We start from the raw sequence: 15194 nt of genomic DNA on the forward strand, positions 1-15194 counted from the left end.
CTTCGTAGTCAAATTTTTCTTGTTGTTCCATAAAAAAAAACTGTGTTAAAGGTCTTGTTTTTTTAGCCTTTGACACAGTTTATTTTACAGTCTCCCATTATCAAGAACGAGCCATTCCGCCGAATAGCAATTAATATAGCTCTCCAATGCATCTTAGAGGCCTTCACTTTCTCGTCTATGAGCTTGCCGTACTTGTCATCACACTTCGCCATTACTGCAATCCCGCTGCGCGCCGCGGGATATGCTTGTTTACGGGTATGCCGTCTACTGTTTCGTTAAAATGGTGGTCATCCTGTCGCCTTCAACGATCGTGTTGTCCACATAAAAGGTAAGCGTTTTGCAGTCATATGCCGTTATGGTGCCATGAAGGATACCATCAATAATCAGCTGACCGTTTTTTACTTCCCATTTGCCGGAATCGTTACCATTCGGATCGCATTGCAGGCCTAAATCCTTGTAATTGTAGGTGCCATTGCTGTTCAGGGATAATACATCATCCAGTTCGCATTTTTCCTGGTACGGCATATAGTCAATCGGGGTTTTAGTGCCACTTTCCCGGTATTGCATTCCTGTTAGCTTATAATTGCCTGCAAGGCCTGTAAGGCTAACCTCACAGCCTTTGGATGGGGTGCTGTCTTCTTTTTTACAGGAGGAAAAGAGGATTCCGGATAAAAGGGCTGCTACTGCAAGGGTCATGTTGTTTTTCATATGCATCTTTTGAATTGATATATCAGTAATACCTCCTACCGGAAGGAAATGGTTGGGTACCCCCGGGAAAAAATATTTTTTTTCATTTACCCAACGCCTTTTAAAAATCTGAGGTATTATGATAAGCGGGGCTATTATATTCCCGGTTAATATTACTTTAGAAGTTAAAGATTACACAGTTAATGAGCAGCAGGCCATTATTATTATTCATTTCTTTGGGATTACTGGCAGGATGCGGTCCCTCTATGAAGCTTACAGTGCCGGAGCGCTTTAGAGAGCAGGCGACTATGTTGCATGTAAAAGGTGCGCACAGGGGCAAGATGTCCTTTTCCAATTATAGCACATCCCGGATAAAGAGAGGGATGCAGCTTAAATACCCGGGCTGGGGAAAGCTATTTTTCCTGGACAACCTTGTGTTGAACCAGTTTGGTATATCCAAGGCAGAAACGGTGGAGAACGAGAAAGCCCGGTTTAGGTTTTCCATAAGCGATGGGAGTAATACCCTACAGGTCTTTGGCGCTGAAAGGGAAGTGGAGCGGCGGCACGAATACTCGGTACTGAACAGTAAAAGTGTCCTCAACGGAATAGGCATCGTCCAGCAGTATAGTTATATATTTTCAGCGAAAATAAGCGGAGATACCCTAAACGGAGGCCGTAACTGGGAACTGCTCATGACTAACCTTTACGACCGGAAAGCTTCCCAAGATAAAAATCCCATTGCGCTGATCAAGCAGGAAGACAGTGGGCTGGCTACAAACGGTACTGACACGATCTTTATAAAACCATTAAGCATCAGGAAGACCGAACTTTCCAATGGTAAGAACAGCAAATTGCCATTCAAGGTCCTTTCCGGATATGAATTGAGTACTCCCGGTGGTGTGATCGGGATTGTAGACCTTATTGATCATAATATATGGTATTACAATGAGCTGGATAATGCCGAAAAGCTGAACATCAGCGCAATATCAACCGCTCTGCTGGCAAGGCAGGTAAATGATGCAAAATGGTAAATCGCATTTTAACAAGAGGGCATAAATGACTAAAAGGTTGTAGATTTTCTGGAACAGGATTTAAGCAATATAATCACCGCTTGCCGAAGTGGCGACAGAAAAGCGCAGGAGCAGCTCTACAGGCAGCTTTACGCGTTTGGGATGGCTATTGCCATGCGCTATGCCACGGATGAACAGGAGGCAGCCGATATATTGACTCAATCCTTTCTGAAAATGTTCAGAAGCTTGCAATCATTTGATAGCACAAAAGGTAACTTACATGGATGGCTGAAAAGGATTATTATCAATGAAGCGCTGGACCATATAAAGCAACGCAGCCGTTTCACCAGCATCGAGCTGGAAGCAGCCGAAGAGCCAATGGTACAAAACAGTATTATCGAAAAAAACGATGCAGCGGCAATTTTGCAACTAATACGTCAGCTACCGCCCGCTACACATGCCGTCTTCGTGCTATATGCAATTGATGGCTATACGCATCGGGAAATTGCCACCCAGCTTAATATAAGCGAAGGAACCAGCAAGTGGCATCTCAGCGAAGCAAGGAAAATACTTCAGCAAAAATTAAAGGCAACGATTATATAGTGGAATCAATCACACCATCCGAAAAATTAATGGCAGCACTGCTGAATCAAATGCCTGTTCCCGATATGGCGGACAGCATCTGGGCGGCTATTGATGCGGAGCTGGATGTGGTGGAAAGTGGTGAGATAAGCAAATCGGACAGTGATGAAAAGGTTGATTCGCCGAAAGCCAACGACTTATCTGGTCAGCAGGAGACTGGTGATGGGAATGGCCCCTTAATGAACATTGAAATCAGTACTAAGCCCGAAAGTACACCAGAAGCACAGCTGCCAATAAAATCAGCCGGCTTTGAATCAGAAAATGCTGCGGGGACCGCTTCGATTGGAGGGCAGTCAGCACCCACCACCTCCGAAACGGAAAGATCTTCCGGCCTAGCCAGGGTATTCGGAAGAATCAGTACCGGCGGCTGGATCAGCCTCGCCAGCGCTGCCGCCGCTGCCGTTGCCGGATCAGTATTGTTTGCCGTTTATACCCGGCCAGTGACGACGTTGCCTATGGCGCCCTCCGGGCGGGCGGCGGAAAAAAACGTGGCAGCGCCTACTCCGGACAGTTTTATTATCTCGCCAGATATAATATTTACCCTGCCTCCTGCACAAATGCCGGTACAGATACCCCCTGCGCAAGCTCCAACCCACTCGCAACCGGATAGTATTATCATTGCCCCTATGCAGGTTGATAGTACAGAAACGCAACAGGAAACCGATATACCGGAACCGGTACAGCCAGCAGCCGTGACACCGGCAGCACCGGCACAACCACCCGTGAAAAAGGCCAAAGGCATAAAAGGTATTTCGGAAGATGATTACAGAATCGGCGTGAAAAAAGATTCCACAACAAAAAGCGAGTAACCCCGCTTAAACCGTATCCATTCCAGCCTTATTACTACTTAAAAAATCATCATCCCTACGGTGAACAATTAATCGTATATTTCGTTTAGGCATTGTCAAGAGATCCCTGTAATCAACCAAACTATAAATAGCAATCAATCGCACGCGTATCAACCAAATTTTAAGCAATCATTAATTATCAACTTCTAAAAATCAGAACGTATGTGGACAAGTCGACACTGCTGCAAGCGCGGGGTATTATTGATGTACCTCCTCTTCTGCTGCAGCTATCTCCTATCAGCACAAAATATTAAAGTCACCGGAAAGGTTACTTCCAGCAAAGGGGAGGCACTGCCAGGTGTTACTGTTTTGGCGAAAGGCGCCAAAGCAGGAAGCATTACCGATGGTCAGGGGGCTTATTCCATTACCGTGGCCGGCAATGGTACCCTCGTGTTTAACGCCATCGGGTTTATACGCCAGGAAGTTCCCGTGAATGGACAAACTTCCATCAATGTAACCCTGACGGAGGATAACAAGCAGCTGGGCGAAGTACTGGTAACTGCGTTGGGTATAACCAAGGCTAAAAAGAGCCTGGGCTTTGCAGCCACAGAGATAAAAGGAGCAGAACTGGCGGTTACCAATGAAGTAAACCCTGTGAATGCCCTGCAGGGAAAAGTAGCCGGCGTACAGATCGACCAGGGAGCCGGTGGCTTATTTGGCAGTACCAAAATTGTGATCCGCGGTAACTCCACCCTCGGAAATAACAACCAACCCATATTCGTAATCGATGGGGTGATCATGGATGATAATACGTTCAGCGGTACAGGGCGCGACTTCGGTAATGACCTGAAGAACCTCAATATGGAAGACTTTGAAACGGTGACCGTGCTGAAAGGTTCTTCAGCTGCGGCATTATACGGCTCCCGGGCGATTAATGGGGTAGTGTTGATCACCACAAAAAAAGGGAAGGAGCGAAAGGGTTTAGGCGTGAGCGTTAGCCAGACTTTCAATGTTTTTAAGCCCTATGCCGGGCCAGACTTTCAAAATGAATTTGGTGGAGGTACGGTTGGGGCTTTCTTCACGGATAACCGCGATCCCAACTACCTGCCTACGGACGCCTGGCGCACCAAGGTGTTCCCTATTGACCCTGCTTCCGGGAAACCGTACATTGACCGGGGCGTTGGCAGGGAGCTGGAGAACTGGGGCCCCCGGTTAGACGGGCAGGAAGTGATTAATTACGATGGAACCACCACCCGCTACGTGGCCCAGCCCAATAACTTCCTTGATGCCTTCCAGACAGGACGCGGATCTACTACTAATGTGGCCATTGACGGCGGTAATGACCGTTCTACCTTCAGGGTTTCCTATACACGCAATTCCAGTGAAGGCATCGTACGGCAGAATACGATGCTCAAGAACAGTGTGGAAGCACGCGTGACGCATACAATCAATAAAACCCTGAGTGCGGATGTCAGCGCGAACTACACCAATTTCAGTGGTAAGAACCCTCCAAGGTTAGGCGGATTGGATGCATTCGCTTCCTATAACTTCGGGAAACTCTTCACCTGGTTGCTACCGCGTAACTATGATACCAAATACTGGATGCAGCGGGATAAATACACCAGCATTTTTGGAGGCGCGCCTAACCCGGCTGATCCCAATGAGCCGAACAAAGTGCCGGAATCCCGTTTCTGGTTTAACCTGTTTGAAAATGAATACCTTCAGAACGAACAAACCGTTCGCGGGCGTGTAGCCATCACCGCTACATTGTCGCCCTGGGCAAAAATGGTACTGGAAGGGAATGTGAATAACCTGTACACCCGCAACGAAAATAAGGAGCTTGGCCAGGGACAGAACTTTGCAGGCGGATTGTACGGCCTGGGCCATACCAATAAGGAAAGTTATTTCCTGAAATGGATGATGACCATTAATAAAACCCTCACGAAGGACCTGGACCTCAGCGGTTATATAGGAGGGGAAACGCAGCGGTTTAAAACAACTTATAATTATAGTGAGACGGTAGGAGGGCTGAGTTACCCGGGGAATTACTTCCTGGCCAATTCCGTAGAAAAGCCAAAAGCAGAAGGGGGTGTGAAAAACAGAAAAGCCTTTAATTCCATTTATGCAAGCGCGGACCTGTCTTGGAAAAACCAGCTGTTCCTGCTGGGTACCTTCCGTGGCGACTGGTCTTCCGCATTAACTTACACCAACGGAACCGGCAACAATTTTTATAGTTACCCGGCTGTCAGCCTTTCCTGGTTGTTTACTGAAACCTTTAAGATGCCGGACTGGATTACATTTGGTAAACTGAGAGGAAATATTGCCGGATTAGGTAGCGATACGGATCCGTTTACGATCAACCCGGGTTTTGCCTTTAATGGCTACACGATGTCCAACGGCCAGGACTTGCCGATTTCCACCTACAGCCGCTATCCGGATCCATTAACCGGGAAGTTCATTGCCATTGTACCGGGATTAAAGCCTCAACGGAAGATTGCCAAAGAGGTAGGCTTGGAAATGCGCTTTCTTAAAAACAGGTTAGGGTTTGACTTCTCCGTTTACCAGGATAATACCAAAGACCAGATTCTGGATATTGGCACGCCACCGGAAACGGGATTGGAAGGCATAATCATCAATGCCGGTAATATCCAGAACAGGGGACTTGAGTTGATGGTGGATGCTACGCCGGTAAAAACCAAAAATTTTGAATGGACCACCAGCGCGAACTATTCATTTAACAGGAACCTGATCAAATCTCTATATCCCGGCAGGACGGAATATGACCTGAAAGCCAATGTGGGGGAAATCAGCACCTGGGCGATTGTGGGTAAATCCTATGGCACACTGCGCACCACTATCCAGTCCAAAAAGTACCAGGCTACCGATGCCAATGGTAAACCGATTGATGATCCAAACAATGGTAAGGTAGAACTGGCCTGGCGTTCAGATGCTCGTGCGGCATTTCCTGCGCGCAGCAATACCCTGCAGGATGTGGGGGATATCAATGCAAAATTCCGCGCCGGCTGGACCAATACATTCCGCTATAAAAACCTCTCCTTAAACGTATTGCTGGATGCCAAGATCGGCGGCGATTTTGTACTGCTGACCTACCGTTATGGTACGCATACCGGCGTACTGCCTAATACCCTGGCCGGCAGGGACGCGCAGCATGGCGGTATCACCTGGACCAGTAAATATGATAACCAAACCTATGATGATGGTTTAATTCCCGACGGCGTATTTGCTAAAGGACAGATGGTGACGCTGCCGGACGGATCGCAGGTAAATGTAGGCGGCCTTACCTACCAGCAGGCATATGAAAAAGGGTATGTAGAACCTACGCACGCGCCACAGTTCTATTATCGTTATGGATCTTCGTCTACCGGCGTTTCCGATTACTGGATCAAAAAGAATTCCTGGATTTCATTAAGGCAGGTGTCATTGGCATACCAGTTTTCATCAGCGCTCTGCAAGAGGCTGATGCTTAACAACCTGAGCGTGGCTATCGTGGGCCGCGACCTCCTGTATCTCTATAACTCATTACCGTATAATTATAATCCGGCCTCCAATAACTCTAACAACACGGCTTTCTCCGGAGAGGAAGGATTTTTACCAATGGTCCGTTCTATTGCTGGTACAATTAAGATAGGATTCTAAGGATGCGCCATTGCTATCACCAAAAAAATATACATCATGAAACAGCACTTGCCTAAATATATAAAAGCGGCAATCTTCCTTGGCTTACTGGGAAGCAGCGCCTGCACAAAAAATTTCGGGGATATCAACACGGACCCCAGCCTGGTGTCGAAACCGGATGTCAAATTCCTTTTAAGTTATGTGGAAGATAAAATTATCACCTACCAGGGTACCGAATGGGTATGGGAAAGCATGGAGCAACTCCTTCGCTTTACGCAGCATGTCACTTCCAGCCCGTTTGAAATAACCAACAACGTCAATACCAGGTATAGTAACTATTACCTTCAAATACTTCCTAACCTGTATGAAATCAGGAGGCAGGTAGATGTAATGCCTAACAAAAGCGACTATCAGAAAATCGCCCAGGTGACCTATGTGCTGCAGGTATTGCATGGTCTGAAGGTAACGGATATGAACGGCGCTATCCCCTATTCACAAGCTATACAAGGGCGTTATGATGCCAGGTACAGCCCGGTGTATGACGATCAGCAGTCGCTGATGAATAACTGGTTGTCACAGCTGGACAATGCTATAAAGGTATTATCGGACAACAGCCTGACATCCCAGGTTACTTATGGCGTAAATGATATTTATTACCAGGGCGATTGGGTAAAGTGGGTGAAGCTGGCCAATACACTGAAACTTCGTATAGCTGCCAGGTTGGAAAATGCCGATAAGGCAAAATGCCAGTCCGTTTTCCAGGAAGTGATGAAAGACCCGATTGGACCAATCAATGGGGATGACTCACAGGTGAAATACCTTAACACTACCTTTACCCCTTTTGGAACCAGTGCGGATATCGATTACCGTAGCCGCCGCTATGCCACTACCTCTATTATGGCGTTTATGAAAAGAAGCAGGGATCCCCGGCTGCCGGTTTACTTTGAATCCAATGACCTTGTAGGCGCCTATAAGGATACACTGGCTAAGTATAACGTGAAATTACCGGCATTCATCAACGCTGCCGATCCACTGATTCAGTTCCAGGGCGGCCCGGCCGACTGGACCACCAACCCGACAGTGGCTGGTTATATCAGTAATGGTTTCATTGTTAGTCAGTACACGAAGTACAACCTGATATCGCCGATCAATCGCCGCTTCTTTTCTCCGAAGCTAAACCAGGCAACGGGTAATTTCATGGATGTGCCGGTAACCTATGCGGAAACCTGCTTTTACATCGCTGAATTTATTCAAAAGGGCTATGCCGGTGGCGTGGATACCAAAGGTTCGGCGGAAGACTGGTATATTAAAGGCATTACTTCCTCCATTCAGACCATGAATGCGATTGCTGTTGCAGCGGGTTCCATGGTGGCCTTTAGCGGCAACGGCCTCACGGAAATCAATGCTTACCTGAATCAGCCCGATGTCAAATTTAACGGGATAAATAACCTGGAAAGAATTTACGTGCAACAGTACCTGGGATTGTACCGGCAACCAAATGAGGCTTTTGTTTTTTGCAGAAGAACAGGGTACCCTAAGAACAATTCAGCCTATTATGCACGGGAGCCATTCAACGAGCTGATTCCACGCCGCTTCTGGCTGACGGATCCCGGGGAGGTGAACAGGGCGAACTGGAATACAGCGATGCAGCAACAAGGATTTACGCCGAATGCACAGGATTTGCCAACGCTGAGTACACAACGGATTTGGTATGATAAGCTGGCGCCGGATTTTGGCAAAGGAAACTAAAAAGTGAGGGGCCACAGGAACTTAGTTTATTCACATTACAGGTACCGGAGCTGCATTTATATGCTGGTTCCCTGTTTATTGACTACCTGGCTAACTAACTTTTTGTAACTTTAAGTCCGGAGAAAATCAACCAAAGTCATTGCGGGAATTACCAACATATAATGAGAAAGAGCTGCTGCAACTGGTTGCGGCAGGCGATGAACAAGCATTCGCAATCTTGTTTAATGAATACAGGAGCGAAGCAGCAACTGCAGGGGGTCTCTGGCATGGCAAAAGTTACTGACAGTATCATCCTGGCCATAGGTAAAACATCGCCTTCCCGGGAGGATTTTATTGCATTCCAGCCCGTGTCGATGCAACAGGCATCCATGCGCAGCATGATCGTCCGGGGAAGTAAGGATTACCCTGATGTGAAGAGTTTTCGCGACAAAGAAATATACGGCCCCTTGGAACATAGCCGTGCAGAAGTAGAGTATTCATTAAATGCAGACTATGACCCCCGCTCCATCGTAAGCGACGATTCCCTGAACCTGGTGGAGGCAGGCTATGGCAATGCAGATGCAACGGGGCCCGAAGCGAGCCACGGTACGCACGTTGCAGGCATCATAGGCGCTGTCCGGAATAATGGTGAAGGAATGGATGGCGTGGCGGATAATGTTCGTATTATGTCAATAAGGGCTATACCACAAGGGGATGAGAGAGATAAAGACGTGGCGAATGCCATCCGCTATGCAGTAGATAATGAGGCAAAGATCATCAACATGAGTTTTGGTAAACATTTTTCACCGCATAAGGCAATCGTTGATGAAGCAGTTAAGCATGCAATGAAGAAAGATGTGCTGATAGTACCGCCGCGGCATTGGAACTCGCCGAAGCCCGTACAGGAAAAGGAAAGTAATATATACACCGGGTAAGGGCTATGGCTAAAAGAAAAAGGAGAAATCGAGTTTGTATCGATTTCTCCTTTTTGGTGCCCAGAACTGGAACCGTATGTAATTGATTTTCAGTTCCTTTCTGCGGCTATGAGCCACCTGTGAGCCAATATTTTGAAGTGTGCTGGTATTTTTCGCGGAATGCTTCTCCCTTTGGGGAATCACATTGACACGGGGTAAAAATAAGAAATTTCTGGATTATGTTTTGTTAGGCTTTTCCTTGAAGGACTTTTTTAGCTGTTAACCAGATAGTAGCCCCCAGATGCTTTTAACGATCTTAGTGCTTTGTATCAGAGATGGCAGCATCCCTAAAAGTAAAGCCAAGGCCATGAAAATACAGACAAACAGTAAGATGGCAACCAGGATGGTGCAAAATTCCTTATAGTTGAGTCCTTCGGTGTCGATACGAAGGAAGCCTATCAGATGTACCTTGATCTTTTTATTGGAAGTTTTCATATCTAAGTTTTGATATGGCAAACTTACTCGTTATGACGGCTGCAGGCGGATTCTGGTAGTTTGGGTAGAAAAGAAGTATTTTGACTTTCTAGGCGTTCCATGCGCCGGCAACAACCTTGAAGTTCTCTTGTACCTGCTTTTCCGGCCATCCTTCAAAATGATCAGACAGCAATTTGATGTATTTGAGTTTGCAGTGGGCGCTTGGCTCATATTCGCGGGAAGCAGTTGTGAAAAATTCCGCAAATAAGGATATGACCAGGCGTTTTTCGCCGTGACCGTAATTAATTCGTTGTTTTGGCAGTTTGTCATTTCCTCCGAAAGCCCGGGCAATGAACTGGTAAACCTGTTCCTCGGCCAGGAACGGCTTTCCGTTTTTTGCGGAGCGTGTTAGTTTTAAAAAATGTGCTTTCACCTCACTGATGGGCATTTGCCGGCAAAACACGTTTTCTATCTTGTCAAGGTCAATGGCAATAGTGGTCTTGGAGGGACGGGCCTCTGGTTGAAGGTCATCCATTTTTTGTAGAAATGGGGCCATGTCTTTAAGGTACCGGATTTCCCCACTGTACCACTGTTTCAGAATGCGGTTTACTTTGGCCCGTTCATCCTTAAAGTTTTGACCCAGTTGTCGGAGTTCATGATCACGGCGCGCGTTGATTAGTTCAATTTGTTTTTTGTCGGGTTCTGTTAGTAATTGTTTGTCCTGGAGTGCTTTGACGTTAACTGCCTGTAAAATCATGGTGGTAGCGCTAATTATATATTCAATCATCCGCTCTTCGGTAATTATCCTCGCCTTGCTTATCCCTGAATACCGGTTATAGATCGGAGCCCCGTTTAGAATGGGAAGCTGATTTTCAAAATGAGGCTTTAAATGGGCCAGATAGCTGATATGCCATGGAAATTCTTTCATCCAGCGATCATATTTGACGATCAGCTCATTAACATCGGTTGGTTTTGCCTTGCCCTTGGGGGATTCGTAACTTTTAAGAAAGGCCAGGAGTTTAGGCACTTTGTCGGGGTATGTTTCGGCTGCCCGTTCGATCATATTGCGCAAATAGGCCGTGTAGACGTTTAGGGCAATCGGGGCGCCATAGCCCTCGGGGAGTTGCCCAAAACTTTCGTAGGCGTATTCCAGAAATTCGGTGATGTGTTCATACCAGTCGGGTTCCTCGATCTTGGCTGCCCATAAGTTTTCGGTTTGGCGGGCGGTTTCCAGTATTTTCGCTGGCAAATCCCCTACAAATTTCTCACGGTCATACCAGGAAGGCGGGGTGTTTAACCGCGCATGCAAGGTACAGCAATTGGGAAATTGCCGGAGATAGTCGGTAATATTTGTTTCTAGACTTCGATGTAGTGGGCAGCAGCGGGGCCAGTTGGGTTTCACAACATCGGGTATACTGTCCAACCTGGTCCGAAAGGCGGGGGCGTAAAAATCCTCACCAGAGATCCATGCAAATACGTTTTCACCGCGGCCCTTGCTTTTTATCGCCTTTCCCAAGGCGGCAGGATTGATCACTTCGATTCTCATGTAATATTGTCTGATTAATTAAAATCATTCTTCAAATATAAGAAATATCGTGTATTGCCTTTGTATGGAAGTCTGGTTAGATGATTGTTACTGATTTTTTAAAGATCGTCGTGAAAATAACTAGGTATAAAGCTCCCTATGGGGAGGAAAATTGTCAAGTTATCCGGTTTATTGAAAGCAATTTTTCTTATTTTCGTATATACTAACTTATAAATATGAGTACAAGTAATCCTGATCCTACACCTTCGCAATCCCCCATAACGCCACCATCGGTTTCTACCCAACCGTTAACTCCCATGTCTAGTAATCCTCATTTACCTACAGTTAACTCGGTAGATCACGGTGAAAGATACTGGTTGATATTGCAGAAAAATATTGAATGGTTACGTTTTTCTGAAACAAAGTCAGCAATTATCTTGTCGAGTTATGGTATATTATTTACAATTTTTTATACCAACGCTGATGATGTATTTAAATCAATTGTACCAATTGGGACTATTACTGTTCTTGTCATTATCTTTTCTTTATTAAGTATCGCTTCTATTGTATACGCATTTTTGACGTTAAGACCCCGTTTAAAAAACACCGGAAATTCCATACTCTATTTTGGACATATAGCAGCTAATTATTCTAATGCAGCAAGTTATAAAAAAGCTGCACATTCGATATTAGACGATGAAGACCAGTATACCAATCATTTAACTGAACAAATCTATTCTATTTCAAAAATAGCAAGGGACAAATATCAATGCACTGGAACTTCTATGTGGCTTTTCTTCTTTAGCATCGGGATTTTAGTAATAGCGGTAACTATATATTTTCTTCAAAATTTTAATAATCCAGTAAAGTAGTGGCAAACATTGAGTTCAACGCTGAAATGCGAAAAAAATATGGATTAGATTTAGATGATAGTAATAAAGAGTATTTTTGGAAATCGATCGATTCCAGGGCTTTATCAAATTTGGGGACAAATTACGAGGAGTATTTTTTGAGAGGGACCGAAATAAATATTTGCCTTCTTTTTATCGATGTATGCAATTTTTCAACAAAATTTATTGAAGTAACTTGTTCGGGTTAATGGTACTGATCTGTAAAGCAGTCAGGATTTTATTTTCTTTCAGCAATTGAGGAAAGAGTTTTTTTAGGCCACTTATTTCTTCTGTGTCCAATGATCTACTTGTTTGCTTGGTACCGTCGTACAGCGACCAGGTATCGGAGAATTTGCATATGTAATACATAATATTATAGCTTATTTGTAGCGTTCATACGGAAAACTGGTTAAGGAATAGATTGACTGCACCTCTTTTTACTGTCCGTTCTGGCAGTCTTTGAATCCAATTTTTTATATTTTTTACCCAGAATGCTTTTTATCCAATTGTATGCGGATTGCTTCCAATTTCTTGGATATTTCCCTTTATTGTTTTTCCAGTGCTTAAACCCGCAAAATAAAAAGTAGCATTCTGCTTCAGCAGCCGGTAATCCGTGTCGGTTAAAGTATATCCTTACTTCCTCAATGGATGGTGGAAAAAACGTTGTACGATTAGGAGTTGCTTGCATTAATTACAATTTTCAAAGGTTACTGTAAATTTTGCAATCGGTTAAGCCTATTGTTTCGTTGACTCTTCTAAAAATGTTTTTTCAGCAAATATCCGTGTAACAGGAAGTGAAAAATCAGAGTGTAACCAGAGGCTCGGAAAAAATTATCTTGAAGTGACCAGCAGAAAGGTTCAATGGTTGAATGTATAAAGCTGATACCATGCTTTAGTTAGCCCGTATTTTGGCATTAATACTTTTTTGGCATATTACTTCTATTTATCTTCTATTTGGCTTCCACTGTATGATTAAACGATTGTCGATTTTTGTATTAAAATAGGCAAAGCAACTTTTGACGAAAAAAAATAATCTGAATTTAATCGCCACAAATCCAATTGACTGACCAGTGGTTCTTAACATATTTTCATTTTAGCTAGTAGGAGTAGATTCTTGAAGATCTATGCCGCAAAATGACATTTTTTGAGTTGACTAATTATTCAAAATAATGATACCGCTAATAATTAATTTAAATGGAATTGCGGTATAAGAATTGGGAAAGGGGAATCCTCCTGGTCTTTTTGCCTAGTGTAGAAAGACCATGGGGGATTATTAATGGTTGCTGTCAATATTTAGAAATTTGGGATAGCAGACAGAAATATGTTAATTGTTCCTATAGTCTGTAATTAACTTTTTAACGGTATATGTACGGCTATCAGCAGGTAACGGTTCAGTAATCACTTTCACTTTCAATAGGGATTTTCGCCGGAGTGGACTAACGAGTTATAAACGCAATTGATTTTTTAAAAAATCATAATAAAAGAGTATCTTAGAAGCAGACAGTACAATTACAATTTCGGTAGCTCCAAAATCTTGATAAGTTGAAATTATATGTTATTAAATCAGAACTTTCAAATTCATTTAATTAACTCCCTAAACACTGGAAAATGAAATCCAAAATCATTTTACTTTTCGCATTACTTTTTACATTTGTTGCAGGTAATGCAGCAGCACAACAAAAATTTTACAACTTATACATTGATAAGTTAATAATGCACCAAACCCCACAATCCGGAACTTGGCTTTTTTGTTTTCAGGCAAAGTCGGAGTCTGAATCTGAAGGTGTATTCCATATTCCAGATAGAACTTATGAGAAAGACGGTATTACCATTGACATGAAATTAAAATTGGCAGATGTAGTTCGTGGAGAAAAAGTCTCCTTTAAATGTAGATTAGATGATGATGAGGCAGATGTGTGTGCAGAATCTGCAGAGGATAAAAGTAATGGAGATTTTTTTGCTAAAATGGAGGGATCCAAGCAATATTCATTTGACGATTGGTCTTACACAATATATTGGCACCTTGAAGAAGCTAAATAACAGTTGATTCACAGAAAGATTTAGGAGTTTTTTTTGTGAATTGTACTGTCTTCGCCTTCGATAATTACTGGATTCTTTGAGTAAAGTTTAGCCACCGATAAAACTTTTTTTATGATTGATAAACAGCAAATTGACAGACAATTCGATGTCGGATTAAATCTTCTGGAGCGAAGAAAATATCCAGAGGCCCTAGAGATTTTCGATGAGATAATTACCAAATTAGAAGATTTCCAGGACAACGAGGATTATAAAATTACCTACGAATCTTCTTTCAACAATAGAGGCATGGCCAGATGTAAAATTGCCATTTCACAAAAAGATATCAATCTTTATGAAAAGGGCTTAGATGATTTCAAAAAATCGCTGGAACTTTCTGGTTATGCTGAAGATGAATTAGCCAGAACATCGCTCTTTTCCTGGCAGAATATTCAATACAGTACTAAAGAAATGCAGGTTTTTGAAAGAGCTGTTGGCGATGGCTTACAAGCTCAAGACCAAAGTTAATATTACTTATATCCCTATAATTCTATTGATGGGGATATAAACCTTTTTTGTAAACTTATCGAATACACGTTATGGAGAAATTATTAGCCAACAAAGGGATAAACATCGTAACACATAATATTGAGTGGGAAAAAGGTGAACTTTTTGAACGTTTTCTATTTACCGACAAGATGGCCGAAAAAAACATTTTCATATATGCCTATGATGAAAAATCTGTTGGTGAAGCTCCATTTGAATCAGAAGAGGACGATGACAATGACGAAGCGCAGTTTTCTGGGGACTGTCTCACAAAGTGTGTAAACTTTAAAACCGGGGAATCAAATTGATAATTATATTCTCACCCTTTTATCAAATAT

Annotated in this window: 12 protein-coding genes; 10 read left to right on the top strand and 2 right to left on the bottom strand. The window is 43.7% G+C overall.

All coding sequences use genetic code 11. The features are described 5' to 3' along the window. Positions 1-264: 264 nt before the first annotated feature. Positions 265-708 (bottom strand): lipocalin family protein, encoded by a 444-nt coding sequence (locus BOC67_RS25270; protein ID WP_291914994.1) that lies wholly within the window; start codon positions 706-708, stop codon positions 265-267. Between the two features lie 215 nt (positions 709-923). On the opposite strand from BOC67_RS25270, the gene BOC67_RS25275 reads away from it, so the two are divergent. The 6 genes from BOC67_RS25275 (at position 924) to BOC67_RS25300 (ending at position 9426) form a co-directional block, all read left to right on the top strand. Then, positions 924-1718 carry a hypothetical protein gene (locus BOC67_RS25275; protein ID WP_291914995.1) on the top strand — a complete coding sequence of 265 codons (795 nt, stop codon included), beginning with the start codon at positions 924-926 and terminating at the stop codon, positions 1716-1718. 72 nt (positions 1719-1790) lie between these two features. Continuing rightward, positions 1791-2300: an RNA polymerase sigma factor gene (locus tag BOC67_RS25280; RefSeq protein WP_291915005.1), complete on the top strand. Its 510-nt coding sequence runs from the start codon at positions 1791-1793 to the stop codon at positions 2298-2300. Then, positions 2240-3148 carry a hypothetical protein gene (locus tag BOC67_RS25285; protein WP_291914996.1) on the top strand — a complete coding sequence of 303 codons (909 nt, stop codon included), beginning with the start codon at positions 2240-2242 and terminating at the stop codon, positions 3146-3148. The genes BOC67_RS25280 and BOC67_RS25285 overlap by 61 nt, the downstream gene beginning before the upstream one ends. Positions 3149-3349: 201 nt before the next feature. After that, the gene (locus tag BOC67_RS25290; RefSeq protein WP_291914997.1) at positions 3350-6784 is read left to right on the top strand and encodes a SusC/RagA family TonB-linked outer membrane protein; all 3435 of its coding nucleotides are present in this window, start codon (positions 3350-3352) and stop codon (positions 6782-6784) included. Positions 6785-6820: 36 nt separating this feature from the next. Then, complete coding sequence (locus BOC67_RS25295) at positions 6821-8512, top strand: SusD/RagB family nutrient-binding outer membrane lipoprotein (protein ID WP_291914998.1); 1692 nt, start codon at positions 6821-6823, stop codon at positions 8510-8512. Positions 8513-8778: 266 nt separating this feature from the next. Next, positions 8779-9426, top strand: a complete 648-nt coding sequence (locus tag BOC67_RS25300) for a S8 family serine peptidase (protein WP_291914999.1) — start codon at positions 8779-8781, stop codon at positions 9424-9426. A 562-nt stretch (positions 9427-9988) separates the two neighbouring features. On the opposite strand, the gene BOC67_RS25305 is transcribed toward BOC67_RS25300, so the two are convergent. After that, entirely contained in the window at positions 9989-11425 is a 1437-nt protein-coding gene (locus BOC67_RS25305) for a hypothetical protein (protein ID WP_291915000.1), read from the bottom strand. A 215-nt stretch (positions 11426-11640) separates the two neighbouring features. Between BOC67_RS25305 and BOC67_RS25310 the strand changes: the two genes are divergently transcribed. The 4 genes from BOC67_RS25310 to BOC67_RS25325 all read left to right on the top strand — a co-directional run bounded on the left by BOC67_RS25310 (position 11641) and on the right by BOC67_RS25325 (position 15164). Then, entirely contained in the window at positions 11641-12276 is a 636-nt protein-coding gene (locus tag BOC67_RS25310; protein ID WP_291915001.1) for a Pycsar system effector family protein, read from the top strand. Between the two features lie 1626 nt (positions 12277-13902). Next, positions 13903-14334, top strand: coding sequence for a hypothetical protein (locus BOC67_RS25315; protein ID WP_291915002.1), 432 nt, complete (start codon positions 13903-13905; stop codon positions 14332-14334). Positions 14335-14445: 111 nt separating this feature from the next. Continuing rightward, positions 14446-14838, top strand: coding sequence for a hypothetical protein (locus BOC67_RS25320; protein ID WP_291915003.1), 393 nt, complete (start codon positions 14446-14448; stop codon positions 14836-14838). A 71-nt stretch (positions 14839-14909) separates the two neighbouring features. Further along, entirely contained in the window at positions 14910-15164 is a 255-nt protein-coding gene (locus tag BOC67_RS25325) for a hypothetical protein (protein ID WP_291915004.1), read from the top strand. Positions 15165-15194: the final 30 nt, after the last annotated feature.

Source organism: Chitinophaga sp. CB10, from assembly GCA_001870995.2.
GTDB lineage: Bacteria > Bacteroidota > Bacteroidia > Chitinophagales > Chitinophagaceae > Chitinophaga.